13 protein-coding genes are annotated in these 16,700 nt (G+C 64.0%); 4 read left to right on the plus strand and 9 right to left on the minus strand.

From position 1 onward, the window contains the following. Positions 1-193 precede the first annotated feature (193 nt). From NKH67_RS23915 to NKH67_RS23940, 6 genes are all read right to left on the minus strand, one after another. Positions 194-1,192, minus strand: coding sequence for an ABC transporter ATP-binding protein (locus tag NKH67_RS23915; protein ID WP_352449601.1), 999 nt, complete (start codon positions 1,190-1,192; stop codon positions 194-196). Positions 1,193-1,207: 15 nt separating this feature from the next. Next, positions 1,208-2,269, minus strand: a complete 1,062-nt coding sequence (locus tag NKH67_RS23920) for a Gfo/Idh/MocA family protein (RefSeq protein ID WP_352472796.1) — start codon at positions 2,267-2,269, stop codon at positions 1,208-1,210. Further along, positions 2,266-3,105: a carbohydrate ABC transporter permease gene (locus tag NKH67_RS23925; protein WP_023679838.1), complete on the minus strand. Its 840-nt coding sequence runs from the start codon at positions 3,103-3,105 to the stop codon at positions 2,266-2,268. The genes NKH67_RS23920 and NKH67_RS23925 overlap by 4 nt, the downstream gene beginning before the upstream one ends. 12 nt (positions 3,106-3,117) lie before the next feature. Further along, on the minus strand, positions 3,118-4,041 hold the full coding sequence (locus tag NKH67_RS23930) for a carbohydrate ABC transporter permease (RefSeq protein WP_023718922.1): 924 nt from the start codon (positions 4,039-4,041) through the stop codon (positions 3,118-3,120). A gap of 238 nt (positions 4,042-4,279) precedes the next feature. Beyond that, complete coding sequence (locus NKH67_RS23935) at positions 4,280-5,539, minus strand: ABC transporter substrate-binding protein (RefSeq protein WP_352472797.1); 1,260 nt, start codon at positions 5,537-5,539, stop codon at positions 4,280-4,282. 2 nt (positions 5,540-5,541) lie between these two features. After that, positions 5,542-6,501, minus strand: a complete 960-nt coding sequence (locus NKH67_RS23940) for an N-acetylmuramic acid 6-phosphate etherase (RefSeq protein WP_352472798.1) — start codon at positions 6,499-6,501, stop codon at positions 5,542-5,544. 199 nt (positions 6,502-6,700) lie between these two features. Between NKH67_RS23940 and NKH67_RS23945 the strand changes: the two genes are divergently transcribed. Genes NKH67_RS23945 through nagA form a run of 4 tightly spaced genes read left to right on the plus strand, consistent with a single transcriptional unit; the run spans position 6,701 to position 10,558 of the window. Continuing rightward, positions 6,701-7,582, plus strand: coding sequence for a glucosamine kinase nucleotide-binding domain-containing protein (locus NKH67_RS23945; protein WP_352472799.1), 882 nt, complete (start codon positions 6,701-6,703; stop codon positions 7,580-7,582). Next, positions 7,579-8,361 (plus strand): GntR family transcriptional regulator, encoded by a 783-nt coding sequence (locus tag NKH67_RS23950; RefSeq protein ID WP_352472800.1) that lies wholly within the window; start codon positions 7,579-7,581, stop codon positions 8,359-8,361. Before NKH67_RS23945 ends, NKH67_RS23950 begins: the two co-directional genes overlap by 4 nt. Next, positions 8,358-9,389 (plus strand): SIS domain-containing protein, encoded by a 1,032-nt coding sequence (locus tag NKH67_RS23955; protein ID WP_352472801.1) that lies wholly within the window; start codon positions 8,358-8,360, stop codon positions 9,387-9,389. Before NKH67_RS23950 ends, NKH67_RS23955 begins: the two co-directional genes overlap by 4 nt. Then, positions 9,386-10,558 carry an N-acetylglucosamine-6-phosphate deacetylase gene (nagA, locus tag NKH67_RS23960; protein ID WP_352472802.1) on the plus strand — a complete coding sequence of 391 codons (1,173 nt, stop codon included), beginning with the start codon at positions 9,386-9,388 and terminating at the stop codon, positions 10,556-10,558. The genes NKH67_RS23955 and nagA overlap by 4 nt, the downstream gene beginning before the upstream one ends. 2 nt (positions 10,559-10,560) lie before the next feature. Here nagA and NKH67_RS23965 read toward each other — a convergent pair whose 3' ends face one another. The 3 genes from NKH67_RS23965 to NKH67_RS23975 form a co-directional block, all read right to left on the minus strand. Beyond that, on the minus strand, positions 10,561-12,084 hold the full coding sequence (locus NKH67_RS23965; protein WP_352502684.1) for a malonate--CoA ligase: 1,524 nt from the start codon (positions 12,082-12,084) through the stop codon (positions 10,561-10,563). Between the two features lie 40 nt (positions 12,085-12,124). After that, positions 12,125-12,802, minus strand: coding sequence for a ribulose-phosphate 3-epimerase (gene rpe, locus NKH67_RS23970; protein WP_352472804.1), 678 nt, complete (start codon positions 12,800-12,802; stop codon positions 12,125-12,127). Between the two features lie 220 nt (positions 12,803-13,022). Then, positions 13,023-16,700 carry a DUF7929 domain-containing protein gene (locus tag NKH67_RS23975; protein ID WP_352502683.1) on the minus strand — a complete coding sequence of 1,226 codons (3,678 nt, stop codon included), beginning with the start codon at positions 16,698-16,700 and terminating at the stop codon, positions 13,023-13,025.

The raw sequence follows: 16,700 nt of genomic DNA on the forward strand, positions 1-16,700 counted from the left end.
GACGCTCCCTCTCTTACGGTGGCTGTCAAACACCACCATTCTGGCACATCGATGCCGTCGAGGGGGCGTCCACCCCATCACTATCTTCCGTCGCTTACGCCTTCAGCGTAGCGATCGTCCAACACCCCTCATCCGACCGAGCTTCGCTCGGCCACCTTCTCCCACAAGGGGAGAAGGGGAGTCGGCGCCTGCGCTACTTCAGCACCTTCCCATCGGCTCCAAACCGGTATGTCTTTGCCGGATCCGGCGTCGCATAGAGCGTGGCACCAGGTTCGGCGTTATAGACGCCGAAGATGCGCACTGTGATCAAGCCGGCCTTCTCGCAGTCGAGATAGAGGTTGGTGTCGGCGCCAAGGTGCTCGGCATGGACGACCGTGCCTTTCCAGGCGCCGGATCTGGGATCGACCGTCAAATGTTCGGGACGGACGCCGATGGTCTTTGCCGTTTCGCCAAGCCTGGCGCCGTCGACGAAATTCATCTTCGGTGAGCCGATGAAGCCGGCGACGAATTCATTTGCCGGCGAATTGTAAAGCTCCATCGGTCCGCCGATCTGCTCGATCTTTCCCGCGTTCAGCACGACGATCTTGTCGGCCAGCGTCATCGCCTCGACCTGGTCGTGGGTGACATAGATCATCGTGGCCTTCAGCCGGCGATGCAATTGCGCGATCTCCAGCCTGGTGTTGACGCGCAGCGCGGCATCGAGGTTGGACAGGGGCTCGTCGAACAGAAAAAGCTTGGGCTCGCGCACCACGGCGCGGCCGATGGCGACGCGCTGGCGCTGACCGCCGGAAAGCTCGGCCGGCCGCCTCGAGAGGTAGGGCTCCAGCGACAGCATCGACGAGGCGATGCCGATGCGGCGGTCGATCTCGGCCGCCGGCGTGCCCGCCTGCTTGAGGCCGAGGCCCATGTTGTTCTTCACCGTCAGATGCGGATAGAGCGCATAGGTCTGGAACACCATGGCGATACCGCGCTTGGCCGGCGGCGTTGCGGAGACGTCCGCACCGTCGATCACCACGCGGCCCGAGGTCGAGTCCTCCAGCCCGGCAATGACCCTGAGCAGCGTCGACTTCCCGCAGCCGGATGGACCGACGAAGACGACGAACTCGCCATCCGTCACCTCGAGGTTGATGCCCTTCAGCACCTCGACCGGCCCGAAGGCCTTTTTCACGTTCTCGATGTTCAGCGAGCCCACGGCGTCGTCCCTGTTCTAGAGTTTCACGGCGAGGCCGCTGCGCACGCTCTCGTCTGCGGCAAGGCAGACGGCGAGCGACTTCACCGCGTCGTCCATGTGACGGGTCAAGTCCAGATCCTCGCGGACCGCCTTCAGCACAAACGCCTGTTCCAGGTCGCAAAGGTCCTGATGGCCGGGCTCGCCTTGCATCGACAGCATCTCGTCCGGTTTGGCGAATTTGCCGTCGGCTCCGGTCGCCGCGCTGTGCAGGCGGATGGTCGAGGTCTTGGTGTGGGTGTCGATGTCGTCGGACCTGACACCCTCCTTCATGACGATCGACACGCAGCCATTGGGCGAGATCACGTCTTTCACGAAGAAAGCCGTCTCCGAAATCATCGGCCCCCAGCCGGCCTCGTACCAGCCGACCGAACCGTCGTCGAACAGCACCTGCAGATGACCGTAATTGTACATCGACGGCGCGATCTCGTCGCTCAGCCTCAGTCCCATGCCGCGCACCTCGACTGGTCTGGCGTCGGTGATCTGCAGCATCACGTCGAGATAATGCACGCCGCAGTCGACGATCGGCGACGTCGTCTGCATCAGCTGCTTGTGCGTCTCCCAGGTATGTCCGGAGGATTGCTGGTTGAGGTTCATGCGGAACACGTAAGGGCCGCCGAGCTTCCGCGCCTCGGCAATCAGCCTGATCCAGGACGGATGGTGGCGCAGGATATAGCCGATCACCAGTTTTTTGCCGTTGGCCTTGGCGGCGGCGACGACGCGCTCTGCATCTGCGACGGTGGTTGCCAGCGGCTTTTCGAGGAAGACGTGGCAGCCGGCCTCGAACGCCTTGACGGCATAGTCAGCATGGCTGTCGGAATAGGTGGCGATGCAGGCGACATCGGGCTTTTCGTCGCGTAGCGCCTCGTCGAAGGAACGCCGGATGGCGTAGGTCGAAAGCCCTTCCGGCAGCGGCACATCGGAGCGGTTGACCAGCGCGGCGATCTGGAATCCCGGATTGGTGTGATACGCCAACGCATGGCTGCGCCCCATATTGCCGAGGCCGGCGATGACAACGCGAAGGGGTTTTTGCGAATTCACTTGACCGCTCCCGAAGTGATGCCGCGGATCAGCTGCCGCGAGAAGATGACGTAGAGGATCAGCACCGGCATGATCGCCAGCGACAGTGCCGCCAGGATGGCATTCCAGTTGGTGACGAACTGGCCGAGGAACAGTTGCGCGCCGAGCGTCACCGTCTTGGTTTCCTCCGACGGCGCCAGGATCAGCGGGAACCACAGATCGTTCCAGATCGGGATCATGGTGAAGACGGCGACCGTCGCCATCGATGGGCGCACCAGCGGCAGCACCAGCCGGAAAAAGATGGTGTATTCGGACAGGCCGTCGATCCTGCCGGCGTTCTTCAGGTCGTCGGAGACCTGCTTCATGAATTCCGACAGGATGAAGACGGCAAGCGGCAGGCCTTGCGCCGTATAGACCAGGATCAGCGCCGTCAGCGTGTTGACTAGCCCGCTCGCCACCATCAATTGCAGGATGGCGACGGTGGCAAGGCGGATCGGGATCATGATGCCGAGCGCCAGATAGAGCCCCATCAGCGAATTGCCGCGGAAGCGGTATTCCGACAGCGAGAAAGCCGCCATGGCGCCGAACAAAAGCACGAAGAACAGCGAGGCGACGGTGACGACAAGGCTGTTCTGGAAATAGTGGATGAAATCGCCCTGGCCGATCACCGTCGTGTAGCCGATTAGATCGAAGGTTTTCGGCGTCGGCGGCGCCAGCGGCGCACCGAAGATGGCGGCGCGCGACTTGAATGAGTTGACGATGACGATGATTACCGGAAACAGCGCGATCGCCGTGTAGGTCAGAAGGATCGCATGCGCGCCAATGGTGCGGGGCAGCGAGCGGGTTGCGGTGCTCATGGTCGCGCTCCCCTAAAACTGGTAGCGACGCAAGCGCGTCTGTACGAGGAACAGATAGACGCAGACGCCGCCGAGGATGATCAGGAACATCATCGTGGCGATCGCCGCGCCCATGTTGGGATCGCCGACCTGCAGCTGGAAACCGAAGAAGGCGCGGTAGAGGAAGGTGCCGAGAATATCGGTTGAATAGTTCGGCCCGGCCAGCGCGCCTTGCGCGGTATAGATCAGGTCGAAAGCGTTGAAGTTGCCGACGAAGGTCAGGATCGAGATGATGCCGATCGACGGCAGGATGAGCGGCAGCTTGATCTTCCAGAACTGCGCCATCCCGGTGATGCCATCGCATTCGGCCGCTTCGATCACCTCTTCGGGAATGGACAGCAGTGCCGCATAGATCAGCATCATCGGGATGCCGACGAACTGCCAGACCGAGATCAGGCTGAGCGCGGTCAGCGCATATTGCGCCTTGCCGAGCCAGGGCGTGAACAGGCTTTTCAGGCCGACAAGGTCCATCATATGCGGCGCCACGCCCCATAGCGGCGACAGGATCAGCTTCCAGGCGAAGCCGACGATGACGAAAGACAGGATCGTCGGCACGAAGATCGCCGTGCGGTAGAAGGCGGAAAACCGTAGCCTGGGGCTGGACAGAAGTGCGGCCAAAAGGACGCCGATCGGGTTCTGCACCAGCATGTGGATGATGAAGAACCAGACATTGTTCCTGAGCGCGTTCCAGAAATTGACCGACCAGTTGGGATCACCGAACAGCATGCGGAAATTTTCCAGTCCGACGAAGACCTGCGACTGGTTGATGTTGCGGAACAGCGATAGCTGCAGCGTGCCGGCCAGTGGCAGGATCATGATCGCCGTATAGACCAGCAGCGCCGGCGCCAGGAAAACGCCGATATGCCAACGGAACGGTCTTTTCGGTGCTGCGGCCATGCGTTCGGTCCCCGCCGATCAGGTCTTGCTATTGCCGCCAAAGGGCGCGGCGCCTCCCTCCCCCTCGAGGGGAGGGTGCCTCGCAAAGCGAGGCGGGTGGGGTCGGCAGAGGCAGCGCGCCATCGTCGTTCGACCGTGCTTTCCAGCAGCGATCAAGCCGCAGCCTGCCTCGACCGACCCCCTCTGTCGCCTTCGGCGACATCTCCCCCTCGAGGGGGAGACAACGCTTCGCCGCGCTTTACTTCGCCGGCTTGTACCAGCTGTCGAGGCCGTCCTGCAGCTTCTTGGCGGCAGCTTCCGGCGTGTCGGTGCCGTTGATGACGTTGGCCGATTCAACCCACGTCTCGTTTTCGAGGTTCGGCGTGCCGCGCGACAGGATCTGGTAGGTCGAGCGGATCGTCGACTTGCACTTGCCGCGCCAGGAGACGAATTCCTGGGCCAGCGGGTCTTCCATCTTCACCGGGGTGTTGTTCAGGCTGAAGAAGCCCGGCAGCGCGTTGGCGTAGATGGTGGCGAAATCCGGCGAGGCCACCCAGGACAGGAAGGTCTTGGCCGCATCCGCTTTCTTCGAGGCCGCATTGAGGCCCATGCCGATGTCGGTGTGGTCGGAGATGTAGCAGGTGTCGCCGGCCTTCTGCACCGGCGGCGGGAAGGCGCCCATCTTGAACTGCGCCTGCGTGTTGAACAGGCCGATCTCCCACGAGCCGGCCGGGTAGATGGCGGCGCGACCGAGCGTGAACAGGTTTTGGCTGTCCGGATAGGTCTGCGCCTCGAAGCCGTCGCCGAGATAGTCCTTCCACTTGGCCAGTTCCTTGAAGGGCTCGACCCACTGCGGATCGGTCAGCTTCTGCTCGCCCTTGATCAGCGCCAGGCGGCCTTCCTCGCCCTTCCAGTAGTTCGGGCCGATGTTCTGGTAGCCCATGGTCGCCGCTTCCCAGAGGTCCTTGGTGCCCATCGCCATCGGGATGTAGGTGCCGTCGGCCTTGATCTTGTCGAGCGCGGCGAAGAATTCGTCGCGCGTCTCCGGCACCTTGATGCCGAGCTTGTCGAAGGCGTCCTTGTTGTAGATGAAGCCATGGATGACTGAGGCCATCGGCACGCAGAAACTCGACTTCCCGTCGTCGGTCTGCCAGGCGGCCTTGGCGACGTCGGAGAAGTTCTCCATGCCGGGCAGGGTCGAGATGTCGGCGAGGTTGCCCTTCTTGAAGAGTTCCAGCGACTTGTCGAACGGGCGGCAGGTGATCAGGTCGCCGGCCGAGCCGGCGGCGAGCTTGGCGCCGAGGGCGGCGTCATATTCGGTTGGCGCCGACGGCGCGAACACCACCTTGATGCCCGGGTTCTTGGCTTCGAAGGCCGGGATCAGCTTGTCCTTCCAGATGGCAAGGTCGTCGCCGCGCCAGCTTTCGATGTTGAGCGTTACGTCGTCAGCATAAGCCACCCCGGCGGAGCCGAGAATGCTGGTGCCGAGAAGAAGTGCCGTCAGTAGCTTCGTTGTCATGCTCAGTCTCCCTGTTGACCTTTTTCAGGTTCGGTTTTGATGAGAACAGAGGCATTGCGCCCCTTGCTCCCCTCGATCGCGGAAAGGGCCGGCCGCAGCTTGTGGCCGGTCCCTTCCAATATCTTCTCGGCTGCATCGGCGCTGGCGGCGCCGGCGGCGAGCAGAATAGCGGTCTTGACGACGCCGCCGCTCCTTTCGAGCAGGCGCGCCGCCTCGTCCTTGCCGCGTCCGCTGACGGCGGCGACGATGCGTGCGGCGCGGTCGCGCAGCTTGATGTTGTCGGCCATGAGGTTGACCATGTAGCCGTCATGGACATGGCCGAGATGGATGGCGGCGAGCGTCGACAGCATGTTGAGCGCGATCTTCTGGGCGGTGCCTGCGCCCATGCGCGTTGAGCCGGCAATCAGCTCCGGCGGCGTTTCGAGCAGGATGGCGATGTCGGCCAGCCGCAACAGCGGCGCATCCCTGTTGTTGGCGATGGCAATGGTCGCCGCACCGCGGCGCCTGGCGTCCTCGATCGCCCTGACTGCATAAGGTGTCGAGCCGCTGGCCGAGACGGCGATCAGGCAGTCGCCCTTGCCGATGCGGGCGGCGGCAACTGCTGCCGAAGCTTCCTCGGTGTCGTCCTCCGGCCCGCCGGCCAGTGTCTTGAAGGCCTCGTCGCCGCCGGCGATCAGGATGGCGATGCGGTCGCGTTGGATGCCGAAAGTGCCCGGCAGCTCAAGCGCGTCGGCCAGTGCCATCAGGCCCGAACTGCCGGCAGCCGCATAGGCGAGCTTGCCGCCGCTTTTCAGTCTGCTTGCGATGATTTCGGCTGCCGCGGCAATGGCAGGAATGGCGCCGTGCACGGCCTTGGCGGCCTCGATCTGTGCGTTGGCCAAAGAGGAAAGGACGGCTTCCGGGGCCTGGATATCCAGTCCCTCGGCATTCTGGTGAAGCGCTTCGGTGCGCGTTTCGGCCATCCGCTTTCCTCCAATCGAGAAAACCATACCAAAAAAATACCACTTGTCCACACGCATTAATGAAATCCTTGCGGCAGTGCAGGCTTGCGAACGAAATTGGCTGATTTTCCAACAAACTACGCCTTAACTTTTTTGAAACGGAAATTAATCCTTGGCTATTGGTATTTTATTGGTATTATCCGCCCGGAGGAGAAATCGCGTGAAATTCGTGCTCGGCATCGATGGCGGCGGCACCAGCTGCAGGGCGGCCCTTGCAACGGCCGACGGCATCGTCCTCGGCCGCGCCAAAAGCGGTGCCGCCAACATCCGAACCGATCTCACCGGCGCCAGGACGAACATCGTCGACGCAGCGCAGCAGGCCTTTGTCGCCGCGGGCAAGGATCCCGCACTGATCCCGCAAACTCCGGCCGTTCTCGGTCTTGCCGGCGCCAATGTCGGCACCTACCGGCAGCAGCTCGAAGCGATCCTGCCGTTTCGCATCAGCCGTGTCGAGACCGACGCCGAGATCGCGCTGGAAGGCGCGGTTGGCTCCGGCGACGGCGCCATGGCCATACTCGGCACGGGCACCGCCTATATGGCACGCAAACAAGGCAAGTCGCGCGCCATCGGCGGCTGGGGGTTCCAGGTCGGCGACCAGGGCAGCGGCGCCCGTATCGGCCGCGACCTGCTCGAGCAGACGCTGCTCGCCTATGACGGCATCCGCCAGGGATCGCCGCTGACGGAGACCATGCTCGCCATCTTCCGTAACAATCCCGAGGATCTGGTCGAATTCACCACCAACGCCAAGCCCGGCGATTTCGGCGGCTTCGCGCCCAAGGTGTTCGAACATGCCGAAAAAGGCGACGTCGTCGCTATCTGGATCCTCGACAAGGCGGTCGCCGATGTCGAAGCAGCGCTTGGCGTGCTCGACCTGGGCGGCGGCGATCCGCTCTGCCTGCTCGGCGGGTTGGCGCCGCTTTACGCGCCGCGCCTGTCGGCCCGCTACCGGGCGCTGCTGAAACCGCCGCTCGACGACGCGCTGGGCGGCGCGGTTCAGATGGCGGCTCGGATTTTCGCAAACACGGCGGAGGCAGCTCGATGAGTGAGGCCGCCGACCAGATATTCGCGGCGCTGAAACAATCGTCGCAGAGTGGCGCGCCGCTCTATCTGCAGCTCAGGAAGAGTATCGAGGATGCGGTCAAACGCGGGCTGATCGGACCTGGCGATGCGCTGCCTTCCGAGCGCGACATCGCTAGCAAGGCCGACATTTCGCGCGTCACCGTGCGCAAGGCGGTGCAGGACCTGGTCAAGGGCGGCATCCTCGTCCAGCGCCATGGTTCCGGTACCTTCGTTGCGCCACGTATGGAGCGCGTCGAGCAGTCGCTGTCGATGCTGACCTCGTTTACCGAGGACATGGCACGGCGCGGCATGGCGGTGCGTTCGGCTTGGCTCGACCGCGGCCTCTATCCGCCGTCGCCCGACGAGATGATGGTGCTCGGCCTGGCGTCGAACGAATTGGTGGCGCGCGTGGCGCGCCTTCGTATCGCCAACGACACGCCGCTGGCGATCGAGCGCGCCTCGCTATCGACAAGCGTGCTGCCCGATCCGGCGGCGATTGGTTCGTCGCTCTACGCCGCGTTGGAAAAGACCGGCAACAGGCCGGTGCGGGCGGTGCAGCGCATTTCCGCCACCAATCTCGGCGATAGCGACGCACAGCTGCTGGAAGTACCGCCGGGCATTGCCGGCCTGCACATCGAGCGTATCTCCTATCTGGCGAGCGGCAAGGTGATCGAGTTTACCCGCTCCATCTACAGGGGCGACGCCTATGATTTTGTCGCCGAACTCCGGCTGAGCGGGCCGGGCGAAGAGGGCCGGCCATGACCGCGACAACGACCCATATGCGGCGCGAGATCGAGGAGATCCCGGAGGCCACCGCCCGTCTGCTCGATGGCTCGGCCGCGGTGCTGACGGAAGCTGGACGCGGCATTCGCGAGCGCGACCCGAATTTCGTCGTCACCGTGGCGCGCGGCTCGTCCGACCATGCCGCGACCTTCATGAAATATGCCGTGGAGTTGACCGCCGGGCTGGCGGTTGCATCGGTCGGCCCGTCGATCGCCTCGATCTATGGCGCCAAGCTGAAGCTGGGCGGCTCGGCCTGCCTGGCGATCTCGCAGTCCGGCAAGAGCCCGGACATCGTTGCAATGGCGCAAGCGGCGAGGACCGGCGGTTCGCTGACCGTCGCCATCACCAACACCGCCGATTCGCCGCTGGCGCGGGCTTCGGACTACGCGATCGACATCCTGGCCGGACCGGAGCGCAGCGTCGCGGCGACGAAGACCTTCGTCAATTCAGCCGTCGCAGGACTCGCCTTGATGGCGCATTGCACCGGCGACGACAAACTTCTGGTGGCGCTCGCGCGCTTGCCGGAGCATTTTCGCAAGGCGATCGCCTGCGACTGGATGGCGCTGGCCGGGGCGCTGGAGACGCAAAAGTCGCTGTTCATTCTCGGTCGCGGCCCGTCGGCGGCCATCGCCAACGAGGCGGCGCTGAAATTCAAGGAAACCTGCGCCATGCATGCGGAAGCCTATAGTGCCGCCGAGGTCATGCACGGCCCGCTGGCGCTGGTCGGTCCCGGTTTCCCGGTGCTGGCGCTGGCTGCTCGCGATGCGTCCGAGCCATCGGTGGCCGATGCCGCCGACAGCCTGGCCGGCAAGGGCGCTGCCGTCTTTGTGACGTCGAACAAGGCAAAGAGCGCTCAGCGCCTGCCGCATGTCGCAACCGGTCATCCGCTGACCGACCCGCTGACGCTGATCGTGTCGTTCTATGGTTTCGTCGAGGCTTTTGCCCGCCATCGCGGCCTCGACCCCGACACGCCGCCCAATCTGCGCAAGGTAACGGAAACCCTATGAGCGACCGTTTTGCCCTGACTGGCGCCCGGATTTTCGATGGCGACGACTGGCACGACAATGCGGCGCTTGTCGTGCGCGACGGCCTCGTCGAGGCCATTGTTGCCGCCGGTGCCATTCCATCCGATGTTGCGCGTATCGAGACCGGTGGCGGCATGCTGGCGCCTGGCTTCGTCGATCTGCAGGTCAATGGCGGCGGCGGCGTCATGCTCAACGACCATCCGGACGTCGCCTCGATCGAGACCATCTGCCGGGCGCACGCACCCTTCGGCACGGCGGCGCTGTTGCCGACGCTGATCACCGACACGTCCGAGATCACCGCCGCGGCGGTTGCGGCCGGAGCCGAAGCGGCACGGAGGAAGGTGTCGGGGTTCCTGGGCCTGCACCTCGAAGGGCCGCATCTGTCGATCGCCCGCAAGGGCGCACATGACCCGGCTTTGATCCGGCCGATGCTAGACTCCGACCAGACGATGCTGATCGCCGCACGGAAAGACCTGCCCGTGCTGCTGACGACGGTGGCGCCCGAATCCGTCGAGGCCAGCCAGGTGTCGGCGCTTAGCAAGGCCGGCATTGTCGTCAGCATCGGCCATTCCGATACCGGCTATGCCACGGCTCGCGCCTTAGCCGAGGCCGGCGCAACGGTGGTCACCCATCTGTTCAATGCGATGAGCCAGATCGGCAATCGCGAGCCGGGGCTGGCGGGCGCCGCAATCGATACAGGCACATTCTATGCCGGCATCATCGCCGACGGTATCCATGTCGATCCGGCCACCATGGCCATCGCCTTGCGCGCCAAGCAGGGGCCGGGCAAGATCCTGCTCGTTACCGATGCCATGGCGACGATCGGCACCGACATGACCTCGTTCACGCTGAACGGCCGCACCATCCACCGCAAGGATGGCAGGCTGACACTTGCCGACGGCACGCTGGCGGGCGCGGATCTCGACATGATTTCCGCGGTGCGCTTCATGCACCGCGTCGTCGGCCTCGACCTCGACGAAGCCTTGCGCATGGCCTCGCTCTATCCGGCGCAGGCGATCGGCCAATCGCACCGGCTCGGGCGCTTCGCCAACGGTACCGCGGCCAACATCGTTTCGCTGTCGGACGATCTGGACATTAAAAGCGTCTGGATCGATGGTGCCAGGGTTTTTGCAGGCAGCCCTGCTCGTTAGGGTTAGCCGGCTTTGGACGTATAGAGGTCCTTGTAGGCTTCGCGCAGCAGGTTCTTCTGCACCTTGCCCATCGTGTTGCGCGGCAGTTCGTCGACGAAGATCACCCGTTTCGGATGCTTGTACCTAGCGAGGCGCCCGGCGATGGCCTCGACGATCCCTGCGGCGCTGATGGTCGAGCCCAGCGCCCTCACCACGACAGCGGTGACGCCTTCGCCGAAATCCGGATGGGCAACGCCGATGACAGCGCTTTCGGCGACGCCAGGCAGTGCGTCGATCTCGCTCTCGACTTCCTTTGGATAGATATTGTAGCCGCCGGAAATGATCAGGTCCTTGCCGCGGCCGACGATGTGGACATAGCCGTCAGCATCGATCAGTCCGAGATCGCCGGTGATGAAGAAACCGTCGTCACGGAACTCCGCTTTGGTCTTTTCCGGCATGCGCCAGTAGCCGCAAAAGACATTGGGACCCCTCACCTCGATCATGCCGACATCGCCCTTGGCAAGTGTTTCGCCGCTCTCGGGGTCGGTGATGCGCAGGGAAACGCCGGTCAGGGGAGACCCGACCGTGCCGGCACGCCGCTCGCCATCATAAGGATTCGACGTGTTCATGTTGGTCTCGGTCATGCCGTAGCGCTCGAGGATGGCGTGGCCGGTGCGCTCTCGCCAGGCTCTGTGCGTCTCGGCCAAAAGCGGCGCCGAGCCGGAAATGAACAGGCGGATGTTTTTCGCCGCTTGCCGGTTCAAACCGTCCTGCTGCAGCAGGCGGACGTAGAAGGTCGGCACGCCCATCAGCACGGTGGCCCGCGGCAGCAGCGAGACGATGCGGGCCGGGTCGAATTTGGTTTCGAACAGCATCGAGGCGCCGGCCATCAGGACGACATTGGTGGCGACGAAAAGGCCATGCGTGTGGAAAACCGGCAGCGCGTGAATCAGCACGTCTGCGGCAGTGAAGCGCCAGAGGTCGACCAGCACCCGCGCATTGGAGGCGAGGTTTTCGTGGCTGAGCATGGCGCCTTTCGAACGGCCGGTGGTGCCGGATGTGTAGAGGATCGCAGCAAGGTCGTCCGGTCCGCGCGCCACGTCGTGGAAGTCCATGGCCGTCTCGGAGGCGCGATCGGTCAACGAACCCTCGCCCTTGCTGCCGAGTGTCACGACCGCAGCGCCCGAGGCCTGCGCCAAAACGCCGATCTCGGTCACTCGCGCCGGGTCGCAGACGATCAGTCGCGGTTCGGCATCCCTGAAGAAGTAGTCGAGTTCGGTCAGCGTATAGGCGGTGTTGAGCGGCAGGAAGATCGCGCCGGCACGCAGACAGGCGAGATAGAGGAAAATGGCCTCCGGGCTCTTCTCGACCTGAACGGCGACGCGGTCGCCGGCTTCGACACCCAGCTGCGACAGCACATGTGCCAGTTGAGCGGAGCGCGCCAGCATTTCGCCATAGCTGATCGAGCGCCCGTCCTCTGCCTCCATCAAAAGGCGTCCGGGCGTGGGCATCCGGGCACGGAAAGCATCGAACAGATGGTTGCTCAAAAGTCCCCCCGAGCGGCTGTCTCCGGCCGAACGGCGGCGGTCAGCCGGCCGCCTTGTCCGCCGCTGCCCTGATTGCCTCGATGTTTGCCCGATAGGCTGCGACGCTGCCGCCCTTGAAAATGGCCGCACCGGCGACCAGCACGCTGGCGCCGGCGGCGGTGACCAGGGGCGCAGTTTCCGGCGAAATGCCGCCGTCGATCTCGATCCGGATCGGCCTGTCACCGATCAGCGCCTTCACCCGCTTCACCTTGTCTACGATCGCCGGAATGAAGGCCTGGCCGCCGAAGCCCGGATTGACCGTCATGATCAGGATAAGATCGAGCCGGTCGAGCACGTATTCGATCATCGTCTCCGGTGTCGCGGGGTTGAGTGACACGCCGGCCTTCTTGCCAAGGTTTTTGACCGTTTGCAGCGACCGGTCGAGATGTGGCCCGGCTTCGGCGTGCACTGTGATGCCATCGCAGCCGGCCTCTGCGAAGGCGGCCAGATAGGGGTCGGCCGGGGCGATCATCAGATGGCAGTCGAAGAAAGCCTTGGTGCGGTTGCGGATCGCCTTGATCACCGGCGGCCCGAAGGTGATGTTCGGGACGAAATGCCCGTCCATGACGTCGAGGTGGATCCAGTCGGCGCCGGCGGCCGCCACCGCCTCGACCTCGTCGCCGAGCTTCGAGAAATCGGAAGCCAGCACCGATGGCGCGATCAGGGTTTTTTTGCTCATGACGCGGTTTTCCCGAACGCCTCGGTTTACGGCCCCTCTGTATCGCCTGCCTAGACCATGAGTCGAGTCCGGAAAGTGGAAGCCGGTTTGTCCTTCCGCTGATGCCACGGCTTCAGGTTTTCGCTGCTCTTTCATCTGCCAGCCAAAGAAAAACCCGCCGGATCGCTCCGGCGGGGTTTTCTTGATCGAATGATCACCGTTTTGAAGTTCGCGTGCGATCCTATTGCTCGAGCTGCGGCTTGCGCCTTGGCAGCTGCTGAAGAACATCTGGATTCAGCAGCAGGCTCGGTTTACGGATCGGCTGGCACTGGCCATTAATCGGCCGCGCGCCCGGTGCGCACTCCAGCCGCGGTTTGCGGCAGGCGCCGTCGCGCAGCTCTGTCCCACGCGGGCAGACGCAGACGCCACGCTTGTTGTGGATCTGACCAGGTATCGAGCACTCCACCACAACAGGCTTCTTGCGCCTGCAGGCATTGCCTTGCACTTCCGTGCCTTTCGGGCAGACGCAATCGCCTCCGGCGTCGTGGATCTGGCCGCGGATGGTGCACTGCTCCGGCTTCGGCTGGATTGGCCGGCAGACATTGCCCCTGACTTCCGTACCCCGCGGGCAGACGCAATCGCCAGCGGCGTTATGGATCTGGCCCCGAATGGTGCACTGCTCGGGTTTTGGCTGGATTGGCCGGCAGGCATTGCCTTTGACTTCGGTGCCCCGCGGGCAGACGCAATCGCCGGCAGCGTCGTGGATCTGGCCACGGATGGTGCACTGCCCGGGCTGCGGCTTGCTGCCCACGCAAGCGCCGTTCTCCAGCTCGGTTCCGCGCGGACAGACGCAGCGTCCGTCTTCGGTACGGATCTGGCCTTTGAGCAGAACGCAAGGTTTTGGCTTCGGCACGATGACCGTGCCGCCCCCGGACGAGCATTGGCCATTGCGGAAGGTCGTGCCGGGCGGGCAGACGCAGTTGCCGGCGTCGTTCATGACGAAGCCTTGCGAGCATTCCTTCTTCACCTCATTCCTGATGGTGAAGGGATGGCAGGCATAGGCCTTGCCGCGATCACCCTGCACGTCGGCCGCACCGCGGGACAGCACGTCGCCACCGCCTTGCACCGGCGTGTTCGGGGACAGCACGCCGACACAGTTCTGGCCGTTGACAGTGCCCTGCAGATTGGCCAGACGGCCATCGTCCGGAATGATCACGGTCACCGTGTGCACGTGGCTTTCCCCGGCGCCGAGCGTGAGTTGGGCGATGCAGGACAGAGGCAAGATTGCCGGCTCCGGCGAGCAGCCGAAGGGCGGATCGATCGAGGTAATCGCAACGCCTTCCAGCCGGCCGAGGCCTTCGACGCCGATCGCATCGCCGAGGCGAACCGGACCGGAGAAGGCGCTCGCGCCATCGTTCGTGATGGTGATCTCGAACGAGCAGGGCTGGCCGGGCTTGCACTCGGCATCACCGGTCTTCTCGACGCGGATGGTCGAGGCGCCGCTGCCCTTGGCGCAGGCCTGGCCGATCGGATAGACGATGTCGTCTCCCGGAGCCGGGCCGTAGGAGCCGCGTGCGCAGTTCTCGAATTCGCCGTTCGCGGCAACCGTCACGTCGAAATGGCGGCTGGTTCCAGGCGTCATGACGGCGCCGGGAATCTGGCACGACAGCGCATTGGCCGGAACCGGTCCGCAAGTCCATTCCGCGCCGTCTGGGGTGACGGTCTGGATCTGGACCGGCGCTCCGCCGGCTATCAGCGTCGCGGCATCGTTGACCCGTACCGGACCGGCCGGGGCAGTGGTGCCGAGACTGATGACGGTAATGCGGCAGGAAACGACCGCAGCACCGGCCAGCGAACCATTGCAAACCTTGGTGATGCGCAGGGCCGGCTGGCCGGCATTCGGATGACGGATGCGTTCCTTGGCGCAGGCCCTGTTGTTGGTGATGTCGTTCTCACCGGGAATAGCTTTCACCTCGGCGCAGTTCTCGACACTGTCGGGCCGGTAGTTGGCCGGCATCACCGCCCTGACGAAGATCGGCGTCGAGGCGCCAGGCAACAGCACGATGCCGGCATTGTCGCAGCGGAACTGGCCGGGGCCGTTCGGTCCGCATGTCCATGGCGGCGTCGGGCCGAAGGTCGAGGATGCCGGCACGCCGCCCGGATAGGTATCGACGACCGTCAGCGGCCCATTATAGGGGACGCTGCCATTGTTGATTATGTCGACCACGAAGGTGCAGACGCCATCGGCCGAACAGAATTCGGTGCGGGCGCGCTTCTTCAGGATCAGGTCGACCTTCTTCTCCACCGGCGGCCGGCAGTTGCGGTCACGATCGCCACGCCGGCAGACCGGGATCGAAGCACAGCCGCGATCGTTTTGCTGGCTGCCGAAAAGCGGCTTGCCGCTGGCGCCGTAATTGTAAGTGGCGCAGTTGCGCAAGGCGCTGCCTCGCCAGCCTGCGGCCGGCTTGAAGCCGAGCTTGAGGTCGACAGAGGCACCCGGATTGAGCGTGGTCACCGGATGAGTGCAAATCATCGGGGTGGTTCCAGGCGCGCAGACCCAAGGCGGGTTCGGCCCTGAATCGAGGGTGGAGCCGGCCGGCAGGGTGACTTCGTTGAGCACGATCTTGCCGTGGTAGGGTGCATCGCCGACATTGGTGACCCTGATGGTGAAGTCGCAGCCGCCACCCATCGTGCAACGTTGCACGTCGGCGCGCTTTTCGACTTTCAGATCCGGTTCCTTGTCCTTCGGTGGGCAGCGCTGATCACGCGGGATGACGATATCGACAGTCTGCGTACAGCACAGGCCCCAGCCCTCCCTCGGGCCGGCATAGGTTTCGATACCGGTGACGATGATGTGGATGACGTCGCCGGGTGAAGCGCCGACGATCTTCCAATTGAGCACACCGCCGCCGGCCGGCACCAATTGCGTGTCGGGAATGATGGTGATGCCGGGTGTCGTCGTCGAAAGCTGCACCCATTTGCCAGCCATCTCTGGGCCGACCGGCATGTGGTAGATGAAGGCGCCGCCGCCGGGCACGCAATCGACCGTGCCGCGCTCCACCTTGAAGCATTCCTTGCCGGGAGGTGGAGGCGGCGGGTTGCACCTGGTGACGTCGATCTTGATCGACGTCTTTGCACCCGTGAGATAATTGCCGTCGTCCGGCTTGCCCGGATCCTGCGACGGGATTTCGACGCCGGCGCCGCGTTCGCGGCTCACCTTAAGCACGCTCTGGTTGTGAACGGTCGTCGGCGACGGAAACGCCGCATGGTCAATCTTGGCGGTGATCTGGAAGGTGACGACGCGCTCGTTCGCAGCGCCGATGCCGTCGAGATCGCTGGCGGAAATCCGGAAATCGGACACCGTCGCGGTATCGTCCGGGCCAGCCGAACTGCTGATCGCAGCACCAGGCAGCGGTCCGTCGGACGCATCGGTGCCGTCGCCGGTCACATGCACGCCGACGATGCGCAGGCCGTGCGGGAGTTGGTCCCTGAAATCGAGCCTGACCTTTTTCAGCATGGCGGCGAGGTCCGGGCTGGCAAAACCCTGCGGATTGCCGCGCAAGCCAAAGCTCAGCGAGTATACGACATAGTCGCAGCCTCTCTGGGTGCCTTTCTTGGTGAACAAGGGCACGATCCGGCCCGGCTCCGGATTGACGATGCGAGGATTGTCGAAATCGAGCCTGGGATCTGTAACGGCAGTGTAGATGCCCGCATCGGCAGGCTTGGTCTTGGCCGGAGCAAGGTCTTCAGCGAAGCCTTGCAGCGGACTCAGCATGGCGACCGCGATACCGGCCGCCATCAGCCAGCGCACACCGCGCCTGGCGAGTGACAGGGGTTTCATGATGGTCTCGATGACGAATGATTGTTTGCCGGTTGATTGGCTGCTCGTCGCAGGCGGGAAAAATGCGAGATTGCTCAT

Source organism: Mesorhizobium sp. M0968, from assembly GCF_040319065.1.
Taxonomy (GTDB): Bacteria; Pseudomonadota; Alphaproteobacteria; order Rhizobiales; family Rhizobiaceae; genus Mesorhizobium.